21 protein-coding genes are annotated in these 21420 nt (G+C 62.2%); 16 read left to right on the top strand and 5 right to left on the bottom strand.

The features are described from left to right. Positions 1-178 precede the first annotated feature (178 nt). The 3 genes from GTA51_RS06675 to GTA51_RS06665 are packed head-to-tail and all read left to right on the top strand — an operon-like array spanning position 179 to position 3391. Positions 179-1444 carry an efflux RND transporter periplasmic adaptor subunit gene (locus GTA51_RS06675; RefSeq protein WP_160959722.1) on the top strand — a complete coding sequence of 422 codons (1266 nt, stop codon included), beginning with the start codon at positions 179-181 and terminating at the stop codon, positions 1442-1444. Further along, a complete protein-coding gene (locus tag GTA51_RS06670) occupies positions 1444-2145 on the top strand; it encodes an ABC transporter ATP-binding protein (protein ID WP_160959720.1) in 702 nt (233 codons plus the stop codon). The genes GTA51_RS06675 and GTA51_RS06670 overlap by 1 nt, the downstream gene beginning before the upstream one ends. Next, positions 2126-3391 (top strand): ABC transporter permease, encoded by a 1266-nt coding sequence (locus GTA51_RS06665; RefSeq protein ID WP_160959719.1) that lies wholly within the window; start codon positions 2126-2128, stop codon positions 3389-3391. The genes GTA51_RS06670 and GTA51_RS06665 overlap by 20 nt, the downstream gene beginning before the upstream one ends. Positions 3392-3443: 52 nt before the next feature. Here GTA51_RS06665 and GTA51_RS06660 read toward each other — a convergent pair whose 3' ends face one another. Next, on the bottom strand, positions 3444-3962 hold the full coding sequence (locus GTA51_RS06660) for a hypothetical protein (protein ID WP_160959717.1): 519 nt from the start codon (positions 3960-3962) through the stop codon (positions 3444-3446). A 325-nt stretch (positions 3963-4287) separates the two neighbouring features. Here GTA51_RS06660 and GTA51_RS06655 point away from each other — a divergent pair, with 325 nt between their 5' ends. The 7 genes from GTA51_RS06655 to GTA51_RS06625 all read left to right on the top strand — a co-directional run bounded on the left by GTA51_RS06655 (position 4288) and on the right by GTA51_RS06625 (position 11918). Further along, positions 4288-5430, top strand: coding sequence for an ABC transporter substrate-binding protein (locus tag GTA51_RS06655; RefSeq protein WP_160959716.1), 1143 nt, complete (start codon positions 4288-4290; stop codon positions 5428-5430). 135 nt (positions 5431-5565) lie between these two features. Next, positions 5566-6708, top strand: a complete 1143-nt coding sequence (locus GTA51_RS06650) for an ABC transporter substrate-binding protein (protein ID WP_160959714.1) — start codon at positions 5566-5568, stop codon at positions 6706-6708. Continuing rightward, the gene (locus GTA51_RS06645) at positions 6708-7583 is read left to right on the top strand and encodes a branched-chain amino acid ABC transporter permease (protein WP_160959848.1); all 876 of its coding nucleotides are present in this window, start codon (positions 6708-6710) and stop codon (positions 7581-7583) included. Before GTA51_RS06650 ends, GTA51_RS06645 begins: the two co-directional genes overlap by 1 nt. Next, positions 7580-8551: a branched-chain amino acid ABC transporter permease gene (locus tag GTA51_RS06640; RefSeq protein WP_160959713.1), complete on the top strand. Its 972-nt coding sequence runs from the start codon at positions 7580-7582 to the stop codon at positions 8549-8551. The genes GTA51_RS06645 and GTA51_RS06640 overlap by 4 nt, the downstream gene beginning before the upstream one ends. Further along, a complete protein-coding gene (locus GTA51_RS06635; RefSeq protein ID WP_160959711.1) occupies positions 8541-9329 on the top strand; it encodes an ABC transporter ATP-binding protein in 789 nt (262 codons plus the stop codon). The genes GTA51_RS06640 and GTA51_RS06635 overlap by 11 nt, the downstream gene beginning before the upstream one ends. Before the next feature lie 327 nt (positions 9330-9656). Then, a complete protein-coding gene (locus GTA51_RS06630) occupies positions 9657-10376 on the top strand; it encodes an ABC transporter ATP-binding protein (protein ID WP_160959710.1) in 720 nt (239 codons plus the stop codon). A gap of 222 nt (positions 10377-10598) precedes the next feature. Then, positions 10599-11918, top strand: coding sequence for a phenylacetate--CoA ligase family protein (locus GTA51_RS06625; RefSeq protein ID WP_160959708.1), 1320 nt, complete (start codon positions 10599-10601; stop codon positions 11916-11918). A gap of 249 nt (positions 11919-12167) precedes the next feature. On the opposite strand, the gene GTA51_RS06620 is transcribed toward GTA51_RS06625, so the two are convergent. Continuing rightward, entirely contained in the window at positions 12168-13559 is a 1392-nt protein-coding gene (locus tag GTA51_RS06620; RefSeq protein WP_160959707.1) for a M14 family metallopeptidase, read from the bottom strand. Between the two features lie 411 nt (positions 13560-13970). Between GTA51_RS06620 and GTA51_RS06615 the strand changes: the two genes are divergently transcribed. The 5 genes from GTA51_RS06615 (at position 13971) to GTA51_RS06595 (ending at position 16945) form a co-directional block, all read left to right on the top strand. Next, entirely contained in the window at positions 13971-14570 is a 600-nt protein-coding gene (locus GTA51_RS06615; RefSeq protein WP_160959705.1) for an NYN domain-containing protein, read from the top strand. 218 nt (positions 14571-14788) lie between these two features. Further along, positions 14789-15010, top strand: coding sequence for an alkylphosphonate utilization protein (locus GTA51_RS06610; protein ID WP_160959703.1), 222 nt, complete (start codon positions 14789-14791; stop codon positions 15008-15010). Between the two features lie 150 nt (positions 15011-15160). Continuing rightward, the gene (locus GTA51_RS06605) at positions 15161-16015 is read left to right on the top strand and encodes an Mrp/NBP35 family ATP-binding protein (RefSeq protein WP_160959702.1); all 855 of its coding nucleotides are present in this window, start codon (positions 15161-15163) and stop codon (positions 16013-16015) included. Next, positions 16005-16469, top strand: coding sequence for an iron-sulfur cluster assembly scaffold protein (locus tag GTA51_RS06600; protein WP_160959700.1), 465 nt, complete (start codon positions 16005-16007; stop codon positions 16467-16469). Before GTA51_RS06605 ends, GTA51_RS06600 begins: the two co-directional genes overlap by 11 nt. 218 nt (positions 16470-16687) lie before the next feature. After that, a complete protein-coding gene (locus GTA51_RS06595) occupies positions 16688-16945 on the top strand; it encodes a glutaredoxin family protein (protein WP_160959699.1) in 258 nt (85 codons plus the stop codon). A 167-nt stretch (positions 16946-17112) separates the two neighbouring features. Here the strand turns inward: GTA51_RS06595 and GTA51_RS06590 are convergent, their stop codons facing one another. Together GTA51_RS06590 and GTA51_RS06585 are read right to left on the bottom strand one after the other, a co-directional pair. Further along, the gene (locus GTA51_RS06590) at positions 17113-17490 is read right to left on the bottom strand and encodes a response regulator (RefSeq protein WP_160959697.1); all 378 of its coding nucleotides are present in this window, start codon (positions 17488-17490) and stop codon (positions 17113-17115) included. Between the two features lie 243 nt (positions 17491-17733). After that, a complete protein-coding gene (locus tag GTA51_RS06585; protein ID WP_160959695.1) occupies positions 17734-18576 on the bottom strand; it encodes a CoA transferase in 843 nt (280 codons plus the stop codon). A gap of 122 nt (positions 18577-18698) precedes the next feature. Between GTA51_RS06585 and GTA51_RS06580 the strand changes: the two genes are divergently transcribed. Further along, positions 18699-19766, top strand: coding sequence for a GNAT family N-acetyltransferase (locus GTA51_RS06580; RefSeq protein ID WP_160959694.1), 1068 nt, complete (start codon positions 18699-18701; stop codon positions 19764-19766). 166 nt (positions 19767-19932) lie between these two features. Here the strand turns inward: GTA51_RS06580 and GTA51_RS06575 are convergent, their stop codons facing one another. Beyond that, on the bottom strand, positions 19933-21279 hold the full coding sequence (locus GTA51_RS06575) for an ATP-binding protein (RefSeq protein ID WP_211922469.1): 1347 nt from the start codon (positions 21277-21279) through the stop codon (positions 19933-19935). Positions 21280-21420: the final 141 nt, after the last annotated feature.

Genomic DNA, 21420 nt, shown 5'->3' with positions numbered 1-21420 from the left:
CGCGTCCCTTCCGGTCCGGCCTGCCCGATCGGCCCGACTTGGCCGGTTTGGCCGCTGCCTGGTCTGGCGCACCAGCCCGGCCCGGCCGCCGGCCTGCCCCCAAACATTGCCGGCGCATTTGCCCCCACCGGCAAAGAGGGCTATACGACGGGTAAAACGGAGAATCGGATACAATCGCATGCGCACAATAAAGTGGCTTTTCCTGCTCCTCCTCCTGGCTGGCGGCGGTCTCTACGCTGCCAAAATCTACCTTAAAAAACCCGATCCGCCCAAGGTCATCACCACGGCCGAAGTCACAACCGGCGACGTGCGCAAGGTGCTCGAAGCCACCGGCATCATCAAGGCGCAAGTCGGGGCCATCGTCAAAATCGGGGCCAGGGCCACGGGCACCATCAAGGAAATGCACGTCAAGGTTGGCGATGTGGTCAAAAAAGACCAGCTCATCGCTGTCATCGATTCCCGGGAACTGCGCTCCCAGCTCGATGAGGCCGAAGCCAAGCTGGCCCGGGCCAATGCCGAACTGTCCCAGGTCGAGGCCGTCTATCCCCGGCGCATCGCCGAGGCCATGGCCGAACTGCACCTGTCCCAGGCCAAGGCCGAATACACCGCTTCCAGTCTCAAGCGGCAGTCCGAGCTGTTTCAAAAGGAACTCGTGGCCCGCGACGTCCTGGACGCCGCCCGGCGCGATTCACTGGTCAGCCAAAACGAGGTGCTGGCCCGGCAGGCCTCCCTGGTCCGCGTCCAGACCGAGTTCGAGAAAGAAGCCATAAAAGCCCAGAAATTCAAAGAAGAGGCCCAGGCCGTCATCGACACGGTCAACACCAAGATTTCCTACACCCACATCGTCAGCCCCATTGACGGCGTGGTGGCCTTTGTCACCTCCCAGGCCGGCGAAACCGTGGTGGCCGGGCTGCAAGTGGCCAATCTCATCACCGTGCTTGACCCCAGCCGCCTGGAAATGTGGATCTATGTCGATGAAACCGACGTGGGGCAGGTGCGCCCCGGCCTGCCGGTGGAATTTCGCATGGACTCCTACCCGGGGACCACGTTCAAGGGCAGCGTGGACCAGATCTATCCCCAGCCGGAAATCCGCGACAACATCGTCTACTATCAGGCCCTGGTGCGCCTTGATCCTGTCGAATCCGCCAAACTGCGGCCGGAGATGACCACCCAGTGCCAGATTGTGATCCAGGAAAAAAAGGGCGTGCTGGTCATTCCCAACGCGGCCCTCAAATGGATCGGCGACCGGCAGGTGGTCTTTGCCGTCACTGACGGCGGCGGCGTGCGCGAAGTGCAGCCCAAACTGGGCCTGGAAGGCTTAAACGAAACCGAAATCCTTGACGGGCTGGGTGCCGGCGAGAAGGTGGCCACCCAGATCGTTTTGCCGGGCCTGGTGGCCCCAACCGCCAACATTCCCAAGGCCAACCGGCCGGGAGCCAGATAATGGCCACCCAGGCGGGCCTCTCCCCGGCGGCCGGGCCGCTTATTGCCTTAACCGACGTGACCCGGTCCTACGCCATGGCCGGGGTGGTCCACACTGTCCTTTCCGGCGTGACCCTGTCCATCGACTCCGGGGAATTCGCCGCCATCATGGGGCCGTCAGGCTCGGGCAAATCCACCCTGCTCCACCTCCTGGGCCTGCTGGACCGGCCCAGCGCAGGCAGCTACCGCTTTGCCGGGCGCGAGACGGCGACCCTTTGCGACGACGACCTCTCGACCCTGCGCAATCAGGCCCTTGGCTTTGTCTTTCAAAGCTTTTACCTCATCCCCTACGCCACGGCCCTGGACAACGTCCTGCTCCCCGGGCTTTACAGCAACGCCCCGCGCGCCGCCCTCACCCGCCGGGCCATGGAACTGCTGGACAAGGTCGGTCTGGCCGCCCAAGCCCAGCACAAGCCCTCCCAACTCTCCGGCGGCCAGCAACAGCGGGTGGCCGTAGCCCGGGCCCTTATCAACGACCCGGACTGCATCCTGGCCGACGAACCCACCGGCCAGCTCGACTCCGCCACCAGCGTCGAAATCATGGAACTGCTCGCCACCATCAACCGCGACGCCGGCAAGACCGTCATCGTGGTCACCCACGAAGCCGCCACGGCCGCCTACGCCCGTCGCCAGATCCTCGTCCATGACGGCCGTGTGGCGTAGCCTTGGCCGCATCCCGCGCCTTTTGTGGCGCGTGCAGGCTATGGCCGTCATGGCGCTTTTGGCGCACAAGGCCCGCAGCCTCTTTGTGGTGGCTGCCGTGGCCATGGGCATTGCCGCGCTGACCGTCATCATCGCCTCGGTGGACGGCGCGCGGCGAAAAGCCCTGGAGATCGTGGATTTTTTTGGCCCGGACGCTGTGCTGGTCCTTGGCGGCGACATCGAAAACCGGCCTGTGGGCCAGCGCACCAACACCCTGACCTGGGCCGACGCCCGGGCCATCGCCCGTTCCCTGCCCGGGGCCTATGCCGTCCTGCCCATGCGTTCGGTGCGGGCCGTGACCCTTAAATACGGCAACAAAAACCACGAAGCGCCCACCGTCGTCGGGGCCACCGAAAACTACGCCCAGACCTGGAACTGGCCCCTGGCCGAAGGCCGCGACATCTCCGAGGATGACGTCAAATACGGGGCCAAGGTGGCCCTTATTGGCGATGTGCCGGCCCGGGAACTGTTTGGCGACGCATCGCCGGTCGGGCGCACCATTTTCGTCAAAAACCTGCCGGTGCAGATCATCGGCCGGCTGTCCTACCGGGGCTTTACCGGCGGCGGCTCGGATGCGTCCGTGGACGACCGGCTGATCATGCCCATCTCCACCCTGACCCAGCGCTTCAACCTCAACCGAAGCTATTTCAGGGGCCTGCGCGTGCGTTTTATTGACCCGGAACTGATCGACGCCTACCGGGACAATCTGCGCACGCTCCTGCGCCACGAGCACAAGCTCGACCCCAGCGAGCCGGACGATTTCACCATCATCTCAGCCAGCGAGGTGCTTAAATTCCTCACGGCCTTTACCGGCGGGCTGGTGGCCTTTCTCGGGGTCACGGCCGGGGTGGCCATCCTGGTCGGCGGCTTCGTGCTGGCCAATCTGATGTTTCTGGGAGTGAGCGAACGGCGGATGGAGATCGGGCTGCGCAAGGCCGTGGGGGCCTCCAGCACGGCGATTTTAGTCCAGTTTCTGTCCGAGGCCGTCTATCTGACCCTGGCCGGGGCGGTTTTGGGGGTGGGCCTTGGCGTCGGGCTGGGTGCATTCCTGTCACGCCTGGGCCTGCTGGAACTGCGCCTGTCCCCCAAGATTTTCGTCCTGTCCCTGGTCGCCGCCCTGGCCATCGCCCTGCTGTTTGGGCTGCGCCCGGCCCGAAAGGCCGCCACCCTGGACCCCATCGAGGCGCTTCGCGGCGGCGGCGATTAGAAACGTGTTGCGGCGTGGCCAACCAAAGCGGTAAGTCTCCCACCCGCCACGGTTAAAACAGATAGCCGTAGGTCGCGGCCAGCTTGTCGGTGCGCCCCAAAAGCGCCTCGGCCGTCTGGTCCACCGAACTGGCGTCCACTATGCCGGCCTCAGAGGCCAGGAAATATTTGAGCGACCCCTCCCGGGAGGAAAAAAGCCAGCTCACCGCATAGATGGAACACAGATTGGGCCGCCCCGGAAACTCTTCCTTGGTCTTAATGACCAAAACAAGCTTCTTCTCATCACGATTGGTCGGGGCCATAAGCGCCGAGCGGGCCAGCAGTTCCTTTATCCGATAGGCCAAACGCGCCCCAACCGGATCGCTGTCGTCGTGATCGATGGTCACCGGCGTCTTTTTCACCGCCGCCTCATCAGCCTTTTTGGGCGCGGCCTCGGGCGCGCTCGGCGCAGCCTGGGGCAGGGCGGCCTTGGGCTTGGCCTCCTGCTGGGCCGGCCCCTGGGCCAGAACCGGGGACACGGCCAAAACCAGCAACGACACAACCAGCCAGACAGTACGGAACAGGTGACGCATGGGCAGACTCCTTACGACCTGAGCGGTGAAAGCATTCAGGTTGTTATCGCTTCCATATTCCAGGGGCTGCGTCCGTGGCAAGCCGTCGCCGTCTTTTCTCGCCGCCGTCCGTTGCCACAGCCGCCCGTTGCCGCCGCCGTCTTTTGCTGCCGCCGTCTTTTGCTGCCGCCGTCTTTTGCCGCAGCCGCCGCGAATTTTCTTCGGCCGCACATCAATTGCAAAATCAAATGGTTAATATATTACTCTTGTGTAATGCGCTGTTTTGGAGTAGGCTGCTGGGCCATTGTCCGAAGATTCGTTGCCACTCTACCCGCCCGGAGGTTTCATGCGCCTTCTCTCCCTGACTGTCCTTTTCGCTGCGGCCCTTTCCGTCGCCCTGCCTGCCGGGGCTGCCGAGCCTATCCGAATCGGGGCCGTGGTGTCGGCCACGGGACCGGCCTCGTTTCTTGGCGAACCCGAGCGCAATACCCTGCAAATGCAGGCCGACGCCCTAAACGCCGCTGGCGGCCTGCTGGGCCGGCCGGTGGAAATCATCGTTTTGGATGATGAAACCGACGTCAACAAGGCCGTTTTGGCCGTGGACCGGTTGCTGAAAAAGGAAAACGTCGTGGCCGTGGTCGGCCCCACCGTGTCCGGCAACTCCCTGGCTGTGGCCCCCAAGCTTGAAGCCGCCAAGGTGCCCCTGGTGTCCATGGCCGCCGCCGAAAAGATCGTCAAGCCGGTCAATCCCTGGGTGTTTAAAACGGCCCAGTCCGACCGGTTGGCCGTGGGCCGCATTTTGTCCCACGCCAAGGCCAAGGGGTATAAAAAGCTGGCCATCCTCACCGTGTCCGACGGCTACGGCCAGGCCGGACGCGAAGTGCTCAAGGAAATGCTCCCGGCCGGCGGTTTCGAGCTGGCAGGCGATGAGGTCTACGGTCCCAAGGACACGGACATGACCGCCCAGTTGACCAAGCTCAAGGGCACCGCACCCGACGCCATCATCTGCTGGGGCACCAACCCCGGCCCGGCCGTTGTGGCCAAAAACCGGGTCCAGCTCGGCATCACCACCCCGCTCTACATGAGCCATGGCGTGGCCTCGAAAAAATTTATCGAACTGGCCGGCGAAGCGGCCGAAGGCCTGCTGCTGCCGGCCGGCAAGCTGACCGTGGCCGGGCAACTGCCCGAGTCCGATCCCCAAAAAGCCCTGCTCCTGGCCTATTCCAAGGCCTACGAAGATCGCTTCAAGACCCCGGCCTCGGCCTTTGGCGGCTACGGCTACGACGGACTCATGCTGGTGGCCCAGGCGATTGCGGCCGGCAAAGACGCCTCCCCGGCCGCCATCCGCGAGGCTCTGGAAAAAATCGCCGCCTTCCCCGGCGTGACCGGCGTGTTCAACTTCTCGCCGGCTGATCACAACGGCCTTGACGAGAGCGCCTTTGTCATGGTCACCATCACCGGTGGCGATTTCAAATTGCTGGCCGATTAGCGGCAGGAAGCGGACCTCTCCGGTTTCCTTCCCGCCCGGAATCGACTACAAGGCGGGACGCCAATCGATGAACCCGTGTTTTGCGCGCGACGGGACTGACCCCTTCGCGCGCAAACGTGCTGTAAGGAGCGTGCCATGCCTCTCCAAACGATCCTCCTCGCGCTTTGCGCCCTGTTTGTCGCGGCCGGCCCGGCCAGCGCCGCTGAACCCATCCGCCTGGGTGCGGTCCTGTCCGTCACCGGCCCGGCCTCGTTTCTCGGCGAACCCGAGAAAAACACCATCCTGATGGAAGTTGACAAGATAAACGCTGCCGGCGGCGTCCTGGGGCGGCCGGTGGAAGTCATCATTTTGGATGACGAAACCGACGTCAACAAAGCCGTTTTGGCCGTGGATCGCCTGATCAAAAAGGAAAACGTGGCCGCCATCCTCGGCCCCACCACCTCGGGCAATTCCCTGGCCGTCATGGGCAAGGCCGCTGCGGCCAAGGTGCCGCTCATTTCCTGCTCCGCTGCCGAGAAAATCACCAAACCGGTCAATCCCTATATCTTCAAGGTCGCTCCGTCCGACCGGCTGGCCGTGGCCCGCATCCTGGCCCACGCCAAGACCAAGGGCTATAAAAAGCTGGCCATCCTCACCGTGTCCGACGGCTTCGGACAGGCCGGGCGCGAAGTGCTCAAAGAGCTTGTGCCGGCCGAAGGCTTTGAACTCACGGCCGATGAAGTGTTCGGTCCCAAAGACACGGACATGACCGCCCAACTGACCAAGATCCAGGGAACCAGCCCCGACGCCGTCATCTGCTGGGGTACCAACCCCGGCCCGGCCGTTGTGGCCAAAAATCGGGTCCAGCTCGGCCTGACCACGCCGCTCTATATGAGCCATGGCGTGGCCTCCAAAAAATTCATCGAACTGGCCGGCGACGCGGCCGATGGCTTGCTCCTGCCGGCCGGCAAGATCACCGCCGCCGCCAAGCTGCCGGGCACCGACGCGCAAAAGGCCCAGCTTGTGGCCTATGCCACGGCCTACGACGAGCGCTACAAGGCCCCGGTCTCGACCTTTGGCGGCCATGGCTACGACTCGCTGCATCTGGCCGTGCGGGCCATTGCCGACGCCAAATCCGACAAGCCCGAAGCCATCCGGGATGCGCTGGAAAAGATCAAAGGCTTCGCCGGCATCGGCGGCATCTTCACGTTTACGCCCGAGGACCATGCCGGTCTTGGTCCCGACGCCTTCATTATGCTTGGCATCGAGAAGGGCGACTGGGTCATTGTTGGTCCGTGATGTTTGCCGGCGCGCCCCAATACATCGTTTCCGGACTCACCCAGGGGGCCGCCTATGGTCTGATCGGGCTTGGGTTCACCATGATCTTTAACACCACCGGCATCATCAACTTCGCCCAGGGCGAGTTCGTGATGCTCGGTGGGATGCTTTCAGTTTGCCTCTCGGTGGCCGGGCTGCCCCTGCCCCTGGCCATCGTGGCCGCCTGTCTGGCCACGGCCGTCATCGGCGGCCTCATGGAACGCCTCGCCATCCGCCCCCTGGCCGGTGCGCCGCCCGTCAACGCCGTCATCATCACCATCGGCGTCTCCATTCTCCTTCGCGGCGGCGCCATGCTGGCCTTTGGCAAGGACACGCTCGCCCTGCCTGCCTTTTCCGGCGTCAAACCCATCCTGGCTTTCGGTGCGGCCATCCAGCCCCAGAGCCTGTGGGTGCTGGCCGTGACACTCGCCCTTTTGGCCGCGCTCAAGCTCTTTTTCACCGCCACCATCCAGGGCAAAGCCATGCTGGCGTGCGCCTGTCAGAAAAAAGCCGCCAGCCTTGTCGGCATCTCGGTCGCCCGCATGGCCCTGCTTTCCTTCGCCATAAGCGGCCTTATCGGAGCCACGGCCGGAGCCATCCTCGCCCCCATCACCATGACCGCCTACGACGTCGGCATGATGCTGGGCCTTAAAGGCTTTGCCGCCTGTATCCTGGGGGGCCTGGGCAATCCCTTTGGCGCTGCCGCCGGCGGGCTGATCCTTGGCATCCTCGAATCTTTTGGGGCCGGCTACGTGTCCTCGGGCTACAAGGACGCCTTCGCCTTTATCGTCCTTTTGCTCCTGCTCTTCGTCAAACCCTCGGGCCTTTTTGGCAAGGCCGGGGTGGAGCGCGTATGAAGCGCCCGGTCATCGGCCAAAGCGTCGTCCAGGCCGGCCTGTTCCTGCTGCTGCTCCTGGCCGTGCCCGCAGCCCTGCCCAACGAATACTATTTGAGCATCTGCATTCTCGGCAGCCTAAACGCCGTCATTGCCGTGGGGCTGAATCTCCTCATGGGCTATGCCGGCCAGGTGTCGCTGGGCCACGCCGCCTTTTACGGCCTCGGGGCCTATGCCACGGCCATCGCAACCACCCGCTTCGGCCTGCCCATCCCGGTCGGCATGGCCGCCGGCGTGACCCTGGCCGCCGCCGTGGCCTGGATCGTGGCCGCGCCCACCCTGCGCCTTAAAGGCAACTATCTGGCCATGGCCACCCTGGGCTTTGGCATCATCATCTCCATCGTTTTCAACGAAGCCGTGGACCTGACCGGCGGCCCGTCCGGCTATGTCGGCATCCCCCGGCTGGCCCTTTTCGGCTACACCTTCGAAAGCGACCGCAGCTATTACACGCTCATGGCCGTCGTCCTCGCCCTGGTCGTGCTGGTGGCCCTGCATCTCATGAAATCGCGCACCGGCCGCGCACTTCGGGCGCTGCACGTCAGCGAAAAGGCCGCCTCCAGCCTGGGGATCGACATCGCCGCCCACAAACGCTTCGTCTTTGTCCTGTCCGCCGCTTTGGCCGGTCTGGCCGGGGTGCTCTATGCCCATTATCTGAGCTTTATTGCCCCGGCCTCCTTCGGCTTTTCCTTTTCCGTGCAACTCGTGGTCATGGTCGTCCTGGGCGGCATGGCCAGCGTCTGGGGGTCGGTTGCCGGAGCCTTTTTCCTCACCGCCCTGCCCGAAGCCCTGCGCGAATTTGAAGACATCGACATCCTGGTCTACGGAGCCATCCTGGTGCTCACCATCATGTTTTTACCGGACGGACTGGCCGGCGGCCTCAAACGGCTGGGCCGCAAACTGCGCCGCGTCGGGGTGGACCATGCCGGCTAATACGACGCCCTGCGCCCCGCTTTTGGACGTCAGCGGCGCAACCGTGCGCTTTGGCGGCATCCACGCCCTGACCGAAGCCGATTTCACCATCGCCAAAGGCTCGGTCACAGCCCTTATCGGCCCCAACGGCGCGGGCAAGACCACCATGTTAAACGCCATCACCGGCATGGTGCCCCTGGCTGGCGGGGCCATCACCCTGGACGGGACCGACATCGCCGGCCTGCCGCCGCAAAAACGCGCTGCGGCCGGCGTGGTACGCACCTTCCAGAATCTCGAAGTCTTCACCTCCATGTCGGTGCTGGAAAACGTCATGACCGGCCGCCATGCGCTCACCCGCTATTCCATCACAGCCAGCCTGCTGCGCACCCCGGGCTTTCGCCGGGCCGAACGCGCCTGCCGCGACGCAGCCATGGATTGCCTGGAGTTCGTCGGGCTGGCCGAGGCTGCCGACACGCCGGCCGGTGATCTGCCCTACGGCAAACAACGCCTGCTGGAGATGGCCCGGGCCTTGGCCGCCGAACCCAAACTGCTGCTCCTCGATGAGCCGGCCGCAGGCCTTAATTCCAAAGAAACAGCCCAGCTCGGCGACCTCATCCGGGCCGTGTGCGACCGCCGAAACGTCACCGTCGGACTGGTCGAACACGACATGGAACTGGTCATGGCCGTTAGCGACCATATCACCGTGCTCCACTTCGGCCGGCCGCTCGCCGCCGGCACACCCGACGCCATCCAGGCCAACCCGGACGTGATTAAAGCGTATCTCGGTGAAGATGATTAAAAAGAAACGAAGAGATAAGAAGAGATAAGAAGTGAAGAGGCCTCCGGCGGCCGGGGGGATGATCCCCCCGGACCCCCCGACGGGAAAATTTTTTAACGGGGGATTGCGGCTGGAATGGGAGACATTGCCCCTCCGTAAACCCCTTGCCTTCCAGGAGGGATTCCAAAGGGGTCACCCCTTTGGCCGCCGGAGGCTCTCCTTCTCTGGGAACTGCGTTGCAACAGTCGCTGTTCCCCGTAACCCCCTTGCCTTCCAGGTGGGATTCCAAAGGGGCCACCCCTTTGGCCGCCGGAGGCACTCTTAAAATGACTCAGGGGCACTCCACCCATGCTGACGCTTCGTAACGTTGATATTCATTATGGCCGGGTGCATGCGGTGCGCCGGGTCTCGCTGCATGTCGCGCCGGGCGAGATCGTGGCTCTTATTGGCGCCAACGGCGCGGGCAAGACCACGCTGCTCTCTGCCATCTCCGGCCTCATGCGCGTTTCCGGCGGCGACATCGAATTCGACGGCCGCTGCATTGCCAGCGAAAAGCCCGAGCGCATCGTACGCCTGGGCCTGTCCCATGTACCCGAACGCCGGCTGGTCTTTGGCCCCATGTCCGTGGCCGACAATCTGTTGCTCGGGGCCTATACGAAATTTCGCCGCCGCGAGGTGGCCGCTGATCTGGACGAAATCTACGCCATGTTTCCGGTGCTGCGCGACCGCCACAACCAGCAGGCGGCGGCCCTGTCCGGCGGCGAACAGCAAATGCTGGCCATTGGTCGGGCGCTCATGGCCCGGCCGCGCTGCCTGCTGTTGGACGAACCCGGCATGGGGCTGGCACCGCAGATCTGCAAGGAAATCTTTCGCCATGTGGTCACCCTTCGCCGCGACAAAGGGCTGACCGTGCTCCTGGTCGAACAAAACGCCAAGAGCGCCCTGGCCGTGGCCGACCGGGGCTACGTACTGGAGACAGGCCGGGTGCTCCTCTCCGGCACCTCCGAAGAACTGCTCGCCAACCACGACGTCCGCCGTGCCTACTTGGGGCGCGAGAAGGATAATTAAGAGAGAAGAGGGAAGAGATAAGATGCCTCCGGCGGCCGGGAGGGGCTAAGCCCCTCCCGGACCCTCCCTAAAGGGGGTAAAGGGTAACGAAGCCCAAGGGTACGAGTGGGCCGGGTTCGTTGTCCCCCCCTTAATTTTTTCCCATCAAGGGGGTCCGGGGGGGATTATCCCCCCCGGCCGCCGGAGGCACTCATAAAACGATCTCGGCACGGGAGCCTGACCATGCGCGAATGTTTTGAGCCGAAATTCGAGGCGATGGAGCGTCGGGAGCTGGCGCAGTTGCAGTTGGAGCGGTTGCAGGAGACGCTGACCCGCGTGGCCCGCAACGTGCCCTTGTATCGCAAGCGCTTTGCCGAACTCGGCGTTGATCCTGAAACGTTTGCCGATCTGGCCGATGTGCGCCGTCTGCCCTTTACCACCAAGGCTGATTTGCGCGAGGCTTATCCGTATGGGCTTTTTGCCGTGCCCTTGCGCGATGTGGTGCGTCTGCACGCCTCTTCCGGCACCTCGGGCAAGCCGGTGGTGGCCGGCTATACGCGCAATGATGTGAAGACCTGGTCACGCCTTGTGGCCCGGGTAATGGTGGCGGCCGGGGTCAGCCGCGACGACGTGGTGCAGATTGCGTTGGGCTATGGTCTTTTCACCGGCGGCATGGGGTTTCATTACGGAGCCGAGACGGTTGGCGCGGCGGTTATTCCGGCCTCGAGCGGCGGCACCCGGCGGCAGGTGGCCATCATGCAGGATTACCGCACCTCGGTTTTCGTGGCCACGCCCAGCTACGCCCTGCATCTGGCCGAGACGTTGACGGCCATGGATGTCAACGTCAACGCGCTGTCGTTGCGCTATGGCCTGTTTGGGGCAGAGACCTGGACCGAGGCCATGCGCGCGGCCATTGAGGATCGCCTGAAACTCACGGCCACGGACAACTACGGCTTAAGCGAGGTCATGGGACCGGGTGTGGCTGGCGAGTGCCTGGAAAAGGCCGGCATGCATGTGAACGAGGACCATTTTCTGATCGAAATCGTCGATCCGGCCACGGGCGAGCCACTGGCGGATGGCGAGGAAGGCGAACTGGTCATCACCACCCTGGCCAAGGAAGCCTATCCCATGATCCGGTTCCGTACCGGCGACATCACCCGCATCATCCCCGAGCCTTGCCCGTGCGGCCGCACCATGCGCCGCATCGGCCGCATTCTCGGGCGTTGCGACGACATGCTGATTATCCGGGGCGTCAACGTCTTCCCGTCGCGTGTCGAGTCGCTGCTGCTCGAAGTCGAGGGCGTGACCCCGCATTATCGCATTGTGCTGACCCGCCAGGGCGCGCTGGATACTGCGTTGGTGGAGGTGGAGCCTACCGAGGCGCTGCTTTTTGACCGCGTTTCCGGGCATCAGGCGCTGCTGGAAAAGCTTGAACGCCGCTTGGCCTCGGAACTGGGTGTAGGCTTTGCCGTGCGTCTGGTCGAACCCGGCAGCCTCGCGCGTAGCGAGGAAGGCAAGACCATCCGCGTCAGCGACCGGCGCGGCCTGTCCACAGGGTCATAGCGAGAAGAAGCGAATAGGGAAGAAAAGAGAAGAAAATCGGGGCGCTGCCCCGAGCCCCGCCGGGGGGATCATCCCCCCGGACCCCCGGAAAGGGTTAGCCGAGGGGGAGGCGTCGCCGGATTGGACTGGTGCGGAGGCGTCGCGAGAGAAGAGAATCGGGGGCTGCCCCGAGCCTCGCCGGGAGAGCATCCCCCGGCCCCCCGGAAAGGGGAGGGGGGCGTCGCCGCAAAGGTCTGACGCGGACGACAATCAGCGGCCGAGGTTGATTTCGCCGGTCTTTTTGAGGCGTTGCAGCAGCTTGGTGTTGGCCTTGACCAGACGCGGCGCATCACCCGCAAACGTGGCCAGGATCATGCCGCAAAATTTCTCGCCCTTATACACTTCCACGCGGTAGACCCGGCCGGCCTTGTCCACGGAAAATTCCTTTTTCAAATCCGCCGCAGCCAGCGTCACCCCGGCTTCGTCGCCAAGCCCCGGCTTGGCAAAGCCGATGACGTTGACCCGGTAGTCGCTCCCCGGCTCCACCCGAAAGTCCTTGCGCACCGCCACCACCTGCCCAAACGGCACCTCCCGGCGCACGCCGTCGATGGCCATGGGCACGGCCGTCACGCTGGAATCAAATTCCATGAATTGCGGATCAAGCTCGGTGACGTTGGTGTTGCCGAAATAGACCTTGAGGCTTTTTTCTGCCGACACCAGGGCCAATAGCGGGCTGCCGGGCTGGTATTCCACGGCGCTGTCTTTTTTCAACGGAATATAGCGCAGCCGTTCCCGGGCGTTGCGCAGATCCAGGTAGACTTTGTTATCGAAAAAGGACACCGCAACGTTACTTTGCAAAGCCTCGGCCACCTGCGGCGCGCCAAGTTCGAAGGTGCGCTCGTGGTCCACGCCAAAGGATTTGAGAAACGATTCGATGACGCGCAGATGATAGTAGGAGCGCATGGGCGGCGGCAGATTCTTGCTGCCTTCGATGCCAAAGGCCGGCTTGCCCTGGCCGATGGCGTAATAGGTCAGAGTTTTGGCCATTTCCTTGGCGGTTTCGTCGTCCAGGGTCTTGGTGTGGGTGTTTTTGACGTGGTAGGCGTGCAGCGGCTCGTAGAGATGTTCGTTGGCAGCGGCTACGGCCCGCTCGGCCAATTCCCTGAGGTCGCCGAAACTACGGGCCTCGGTGGCGTCCTGGTCGATGATCACCGACTGGCCCCAACGCAACGGGCATTGCCATTCGGAAATCGTGGTCGGGCTGTAATAGCCCCAGCCGTCGTGCAGATGCAGTACGGCCGTGACCTGCTCGTCGCGGATGATCGTTTTGATCTTCTGCACGGCCTCGTATTGCGGGTCTTTGGGGTCAAGATCGGCAAACTTACGGTTCATGTCGCCGTACACGCCCCGCGAACTGCGAATAATGCTCAGGAAATTGAGATTGGGCACCACCCAGACCGCGCCCGATTTGATCTTATAGTGGGAGACGAGCAGGGCCGCAGCCGAGAATCCGCCGGGCTCGTCGCCCTGGATGCCGCCGATGACCAGGATGGTCGGACCGGGACGGCCGGAATCGAGCTTATGCAGGGTGAAATCGAGATTGCCGCCAAAAGCGGTCGCTGCGTAGGAGAAAAGGATCAGCAGGGCCGAAATGAAACGCATGGAACCTCGACACGGCAAAAAAAGTTGGAAGTGGTTCGTCCAGGCCGATCCTAGTTCAAATCGAGGGCAAAGTCATCTCATCTGGCCGCATCGCATCGGGCTGTGTCTCCTCCGGCTGCGACTGCGCCGGCTGCCCCCCTGAAACGTGCCCGGGGCCTGTCCGGGGCCGGCCATACTTCGGGGTGCCAGCCCCGACCGGAACCGAATAGCCCAGAAGCGATCAGGCCCGACCAGATCTGGCCATGTCAGGAAGGGGCAGCAAGGGTCAGGTTGACATCCGACCTTTTATAAGAAATATTTTCTCTTTGCTCCCCCCTTCCCTGATTGCCGCTTTTCAGTATAAGAGTGCATTGCCGCTTGCGAAAAGTTGACAATTTTCAAAAATAATTTCCCCAAAAAAAGGAAGTATCAATGACCAACCGACGACTGTGGCTGATCGATGCCGGGTATATGTACAGAGGCCAGTCTTATTACAACAGAGAATATAGCATCGACTACGTTAAGTTACGCAATAAGCTGGAAGCAGAAACCCCCATCTGGCGGGCCTATTATCTCAACTCCATCCCCAATCCGACCCCGGATTCACAGGTGGCCTTTTATAACTGGATGCGCTCCGCACCGCCCCAGGGACCGAAAATCATCACCAAGCTCTACGAGTTGCGCACCAGCGAAATAAATGAGCTGTACTGCGAACAATGCCGCCGCAAGGTCACCGTGACCTGCTCCCATGACCGGACCCATCGCTTAAGCCGCGAACAGCAAAAAGGCGTGGACGTCGGGCTGGCCACCCTGGCCCTGACCCACATCGAGAACTACGATACCCTGATCCTCTCCTCCGGCGACAGCGATCTGCTCGACGCAATCGAGTACATCACGGAAAAAAATAAGCGCTTCGAGCTGCTTGTCTTTAAAAACGGCGTTTCCACCGATCTGCAATGCCGGGCCGACCGCATCTGGTGGATCGACGAATTCGCCCAGGAAGTGGCCCGCGACCGACTGCCGGTGGCCTAAAGCCCCTGCCTCCCCCTGTGCCTTGCGGCCGGGACTTCGGTCCCGGCCTTTTTTTGCGCGCAGCCGCCCCAGGGCCATCGAACGGCAGGGCCGGGGCAGTGCTCGCCGCCGGCCACTGCCCCAGAGCCAAAGCGCTTGATCCGAAGCGGGCGAGACTGTACGACAGCGTCCGTAAGCGCCGGCATTGCCGCGCAAACAGCAACCGGAGAAATCATCGCATGGACGACGTGATCGTTAAGGACAGCAACGGAACCGTCCTCACGGACGGCGACAGTGTCACGCTCACCAAGGATTTAAAGGTCAAGGGCTCCTCTGTGACCCTCAAACGCGGGACGCTGATCAAAAACATCCGCCTCACCGACGACCCGGCGCACATCGAGTGCAACGCCGACAAGGTCAAGGGGCTGGTACTCAAGACCTGCTTTCTGAAAAAAGCCTAACTGCCGGCCGACCATCCTCAGGCGGTGCGGCCCAACAGCCGGCCCCGTCCACCGACCACAGTTTGCAGGCAGACAGACCCAGACGCCGCGGCCCAACCCCCCGCCCACAGCGGGAAAAAGCCGCCCAATCCCTACGGAGAACGCTGCACCATGACTGAGAATTCCCTGCATGATTTAAATGATGCCATCGGAGCCAAACCCAGGCCCACCGGCCTCGATCAGGTCGCGGCCGTCATCGTGGTGCTCTCCGGCAAGGGCGGGGTGGGCAAATCCACGGTTTCGGCCAATCTGGCCGCCGGTCTGGCCATGGGCGGCCTGCGCACGGGCCTGCTTGACGTGGACGTCCATGGTCCGAGCATCCCGCGTCTGCTCAAACTCACCGGCTTTCGACCGGAGATGTCTCCCCAGGGCATGCTGCCCGTGGACTGGCACTGGAATCTGGGCGTCATGTCCATTGGTTTTTTGCTGCCGGGCAAGGACGACGCCGTCATCTGGCGCGGGCCGGCCAAGGCCGGGGTCATCGCCCAGTTGGCCGAACAGGTCGCCTGGGGTGCCCGCGACGTGCTGGTGGTGGACTGCCCCCCGGGCACCGGCGACGAACCGCTGTCCGTGCTCCAGCTCTTTGGCCCCAAGGCCATGGCCCTTATCGTCACCTCGCCCCAGGATGTGGCCGTGGACGACGTGCGCCGCTCCGTCACCTTCTGCCGCCAGATGGACGTCCCCATCCTTGGCATCGTGGAAAATTTAAGCGGTTTCGCCTGCCCGGACTGCGGCGCGGTGCACCATATCTTTAGCACCGACGGTGGTGCGCGTTTGGCCGAAGAGATGGATGTCCCGTTTCTGGGCCGCATCCCCATCGACCCGGAAGTGGCCCGTTCGGGCGACGACGGCGACGTCTATCTGGCCGTGGCCGGACAAAGCCCGGCCGCCACGGCCTTTAAAGCTGTCATCGCCGCTGCGGCCAAGGCCGTTGGCAGCGACAAAGAGGCGGAAAATGGCCTGTAAACACAAGGCAGACCCCCTGGACAGCCTGCTCGACGGCTTTGAAGCAGAGCAGGAGGAAGAACTCATTGCGCGTTTCGGCCAGCGCGGCTTCGCCATCTGGCGCGACGCCCCGGACCGGGAGCGGTTGGCCAAACCAACCTGCCAGGGCACGGTCACAGGCTCCTGCGGCGATACCATCACCGTGGCCCTGTTTGTCGTTGGCGAAACCATCGCGGCCACGGATTACGACACCGATGGCTGCGCCTCCAGTCTCATTGCCGCGGCCACGGCAGCGGCCCTGGCCCGGGGCAAGAGCCTGGACGAGGCCGTGGATATCGACGAAGACGCCATCGTGTCGGCCGTGGGCCGGTTTCCCGACGACGACCGCCACTGCGCCTATCTGGCGGCTGCGGCCGTGCGCGAGGCTGTCCACCATTGGATGATCCATGGCGGGGCGCTTTTAAGCGCCAAGTAGCAAGAGCCTTCCCCACGCGCCGCACACTGCCGGCCGGCACCCGGGCTTTGGGGCCGGATACTGTTTGAACAGAGCGGGGAGTGCCGCCCTCCCCGCCCTTGCCGCGCGTCAGTCAACCAACGCGTTTCGCGCAACCAGCCTTGACGCGCCACCGGGGAAGTCTGTAACTATGGAAAGGAGCAAACCCGAACCGGCTCTGTGCGCCCAAGGAGATCCTCATGCCTGCCACAATCACCGTCTATACCTTGGCAACCTGCCCCCACTGCAACCACGCCAAAGACTATCTCGACGAGCACAACATCCCCTACGACACGGTCAGTGTGGATTTTTTATCCGGCGATGACCGCACCCGGGCCATGGATACCCTGCGCCGGCTCAACCCCGAAGTCACCTTCCCGACCATCGTCATCGGCGAAACCGTCATCGTCGGTTTCCGGCCCGAGGCCATCGAAGCCGCCCTCAAGGCTGCCGGGTAGCCGTACGGCCGCCCCAGACAAAACGGCCACATCCCGCTGCTTGCGGCAGCGCAGGCTCTGACAGGAGCCCCGTCTGTACCCGACAGGGAGGGCACGCGTTCGGAAAAGCGCAGGCTACTGACGGGGAACGTCTCGACCGCCCCCGCCATACCGTGTCGTCTGGACAGCTATATCACTGTACAACCGATAAATTGCTCAACAATTTGATTCAATTGGTCGGCATGGGCCGACACCTCCAATAAGACGTCAACATCTGCCCGCTCCAGCAGATAGGCGCTCTCGCTGAAACTTTTGGCGAGAACAATCAGAGGAACCTTTCGTTTCAATACGTCCTCCACGCCCTTTCTGACGCCTTCAACTGTCGCTGCCGCATCTGCTTCAGGCACAATATCCAACAAGATAAGATCGATGGGCTCTCTTTTAAAGAGACTGACAGCTTCCTGGACGGAGTGGACGATAATAATTTCGCGCGAACTGTGCCGGATTGCATCGGCCAAAATATTGCCTTGCGAAATATCTTTATCGATAAGCAGCACTTTTTTCATGGCTTTCCTCCGAAAGCTACACGTTTAAAACGAGTCCACACCTCAAGCGCCCTTCGCGCTCCCGTGCCGATCTTGCCGGCGTGCCTCCCCGGCCAGCGGCCGCCGACGGGCACTGGGGTACCCACAGAGTTCCAGACCTTAACGTCGAGATACCTTGAAATGGGGTGCGGTACAAGGCGGGTGACGCAAGAGCAGGAAGCATCGTGCCGGTATTGACGCTTTTTCCCGCCGCCGGCCGGGAATTTACGCCAGCCCCTCTGCGGGGCGGACCTTGACGATGGGGATATCGAGGTCTTCGCCGAGTTGCTCCCAGTCGTCAGCGTCCCTGGAGGCAAAGGCCGCGCTGATTTCCCCGGCCGTTTGCACCCCGCCGAGAGAGGCGAACAGCCGCTCGCGAAAGCGTGGCTCCAGGGCAGCAACGGCAACGAAGCCATCCCTGGCCGGGTAGATATTGTATTCCGGCGCGCCGCCGCCGAGCAGGCCGCCGGGGCGGGTGAGCCCGAACGACAAAGGGGCGGCCGCCTCTGCGGCAGCGTCCGACAGCACCACCTCCGCAAAACCGCTGCGCCCAAAACGCTCGCGCGCGTACAAAAGCCCAAGGGCGCTCGAAACCGCCCGTTCCGCGCCCGCTATATCGGCCAGAAGCGTGCGGGGCAGGTTTGGCGGGTACAAAAGCCCAAGGGCCGCCTGATAGGTCAGATCGTGACCGGCCACGTCGCCGCGAGGCTCCGGGTAGCCAAAAATGGCCACCTGGCAGAGCTTTAAAAACCTCGGGTGCAGCGTTTCCCAGGCGAGATGCAGTCTGGTGAGTACCGACGGGCGGTTGGAGGTTATGAGCAGGTCGGCTTCGGCGAGTAGTTCGCCGCATCGCGTTTGCCCTTCCGGCGTTTTCATGTCCAGCCGGACCAGTTCCTGCCCTACCGCCATTTCCCGGTACCAGGCGGCACTGTAGCATTCCATGGGATCGCCGGTCGGCGGTTCGACCTTGACCACTTCGGCCCCCATGCGGGCAAGGCGGCTCGCCGCCAGGGGTCCGGGCAGGTTGAGGGCAAGATTGACCACCCGAATGCCGCGCAAGATATCCATGGACCACCGACCCTGTTCATCTTCACTGCTCTAGTCGCTTTGACAGGATAAAGTCCAGACGCTAAGCACAGACTCTCATCGGTCTTTTCCCAAAACCATCTGCGAGGACCAGGGGAGCATCCATGGACCGCGACGCTTTAATCGAAACGCATCGCCTTGGAGACGGCGCGATCCTCCCAAACCAGGATTACGCCATAGCCCTGATTTCGCCACAGGATGCTCTCGGAGTCGCCCGGTTGGTCTACAGCGTCTATGGCGACCAACATCCCTTTGATTACGTTTACGATCCCGCCGAGATCGCCCGGCTGTACGCCTCGGGTGCCCAGTACGCCGTGGTGGCCAAATCCAGCCAGGGGGATGTGCTCGGCATGATCGGCATCTACCGCTGCTCGCCCTGGCCGCGTCTGTATGAGCTTGCCCAACTCTTGATTCTCAAAAACCAGCGCAGCAAGGGCATGGCTCGCGATCTTTGGCTCAAGGCCATGGAACTGCTGCCGGACATGGCCAAAGCCGGGGCGATTTTCGGCGAAGCCGTGTGCACCCACACCTTTTCCCAGCGCATGTGCGAGACAACCGGCATGCTTCCCTGCGGCATCGCCATGGACGCCATCCCTTCCCGCGCCTATTCGGACACCTACCAGCACGGGGACCGGACTTCGCTCGTGCTGACCGTCAAGCCCATGCTCTTCACCCGGCAGACCATCCACCTGCCGGCCGCGTATCATGCGGCGTACGGCGACTTTTGCGCCAGGGCCGGCCTGGACAGACAGCTCAAGGACGGTTCGCCTGCGCTCTTGCCCGAATTGTCGCGGGTCGAGGTCATCGATTTCGAGAAAGCTGCCTGCATCAAGGTCTGGGTTCATGAGCCGGGTCGCGACCTGGAAAGGATCGTGTCCGACCTGGAACGCAAGGCCGGCGACAACGGCATCGTCCAGGCGATTTTCGATCTGGGCCGGTCTGACGCTCCGGCGGGGATTGAGGCACTGAATACGCGAGGTTATTCTTTCGGCGGCTTCATGCCCTGCTGGTTTGAAACTGACGCGCTCATGCTGCAACGCCGCAGGGCGGCGCCCTCGTTTAAGGAACTCCAGCTGTATGGGGAAACGGTCAAACCCATCGTTGCCCTGGCCGAACACGATCAGCGCCGCGTCACGGCGGGCCAAGCGGGCTGGGGCGAGGCTCCAAACTGAGAAATCCAGCCTCTGCGAGAGATTGTTGCCCGGAAAACTGCTCCTTTTACACTGTAAAAGGCTAATTCCCAGATCGCGGCTTACGGGCTTGCCATGGTGCATGGGGCGTCCAAGCGCAACGGCATCACCAATCCGGGCGAAATGCATTGCCTACCAGACGTTTACGTCAAACAGCCGGCCGCTCAAGTAATTTGTCCAACATACGGAGCAATGCCGCCCGGCCCACGGGCTTGCTCATAAAGGCAGTACAGCCAGCATCCAGGCAGGTTTTTTCATTTTCTGGGAATGCATGTGCCGTCAGCGCCAATATCGGGGTTTCGGCAAGCCCCTGCGCCCGCTCGAAGTCTCTCATGGCCTGGGTAGCTTCCAGCCCATCCATCTCAGGCATGACTTGATCCATCAGCACAATGTCAAAGCGCTGTAGCTTGAATTTTGCCAAGGCATCCCGACCGGTTTCCGCTTCTTCGATCTCAAATTCTGTATTTTGAAGAAAAAGCTTCACAACCTCCCGGTTGCTGCTGGAATCATCAGCCAGAAGAACTCTGCGGGGCCGTTGGGCAGCTTGAGACGGTCCGCGGACAAGAGTGTGATCGGCGCTCTGACCTGGATCAGGGTCAAGCTTCCGGAGGGATTCGAGTTGGACGGTCACCCGCACGGTTGTCCCTGTGCCAAGACGGCTTTCAATCTCGATGTCACCGCCCATGAGCATCGCCAGGCGCTTGACTATAGCCAACCCAAGGCCAGTACCGGCCCGACTGCCAGTCGAAGACTGAAAAAAGCTATCATACACTGAGGCGAGATCCCCGGCCGCGATGCCAACGCCAGAATCCTGACATTCCACGTGCAAAAGGCATCCATCAGGATTGGCCGTGGCCGCGCACGACGCTCGGATGCGAATTTCCCCAGCCTGCGTGAATTTGCAGGCATTGGCCAGGATATTCACCACGATCTGGGTCAACCGAATATTATCCCCCCACACGCGCTCGGGCAGGTCAGCCGGCAAGTCACAGTATACCGCAACCCCTTTCTCCGTTGCCTGAGGACGAAAGACCTCGCAGACCTGGCGTAATGTCTCAGGCAGATTGAATTCCTCCTTAACAAGCGTGAACTTGCCGGCATCAAGCTTGGAAAGGTCCAAAATGTCATTAATGATCCGCAAGAGAATATTTCCCGAGTTCTTGAAAATATCCACATAGCTTTTCTGTCGCGCGGAGAGTTCTGTTTCTGCCAACAATTCTGCCATGCCCAGGATGGCATTCATTGGAGTACGAATCTCATGACTCATATTCGCTAAAAAGTCTGACTTGGCGCGACTGGCAATTTCGGCTTGTTCCCGGGCGCTGACCAGCTCGTTTTCAAGATTTTTACGCTCGGTGATATCCGCGATGATGATGAGCAAACAGCGCTTGCCGAAGGCCTCAATGCTCGCTGCCGAGCAAAGGCCGATGAAACGCCGCCCTGAGACGTGCTGAAATACCAATTCCTTGTTTATAATGGATTCATCGGCAGCCAATGCGTCGACAATATGGTTCTTCGACGTTTCAAATGGAATTCATTGAGCAAGGAAGTCGGCGATTGGGGCTGCGATTAGGTAGATCATGGTGATGAAGTTCGTGACGTTTCGGTAGCCTCTGGCCCTGGCGCGAGCGGCCTG

It is taken from the genome of Solidesulfovibrio aerotolerans (assembly GCF_009856865.1).
In the GTDB taxonomy this organism is placed as follows: domain Bacteria; phylum Desulfobacterota; class Desulfovibrionia; order Desulfovibrionales; family Desulfovibrionaceae; genus Solidesulfovibrio; species Solidesulfovibrio aerotolerans.
The sequence above is the reverse complement of the archived record's forward strand: the minus strand, read 5'-3'. Positions and strand labels throughout refer to the sequence as shown.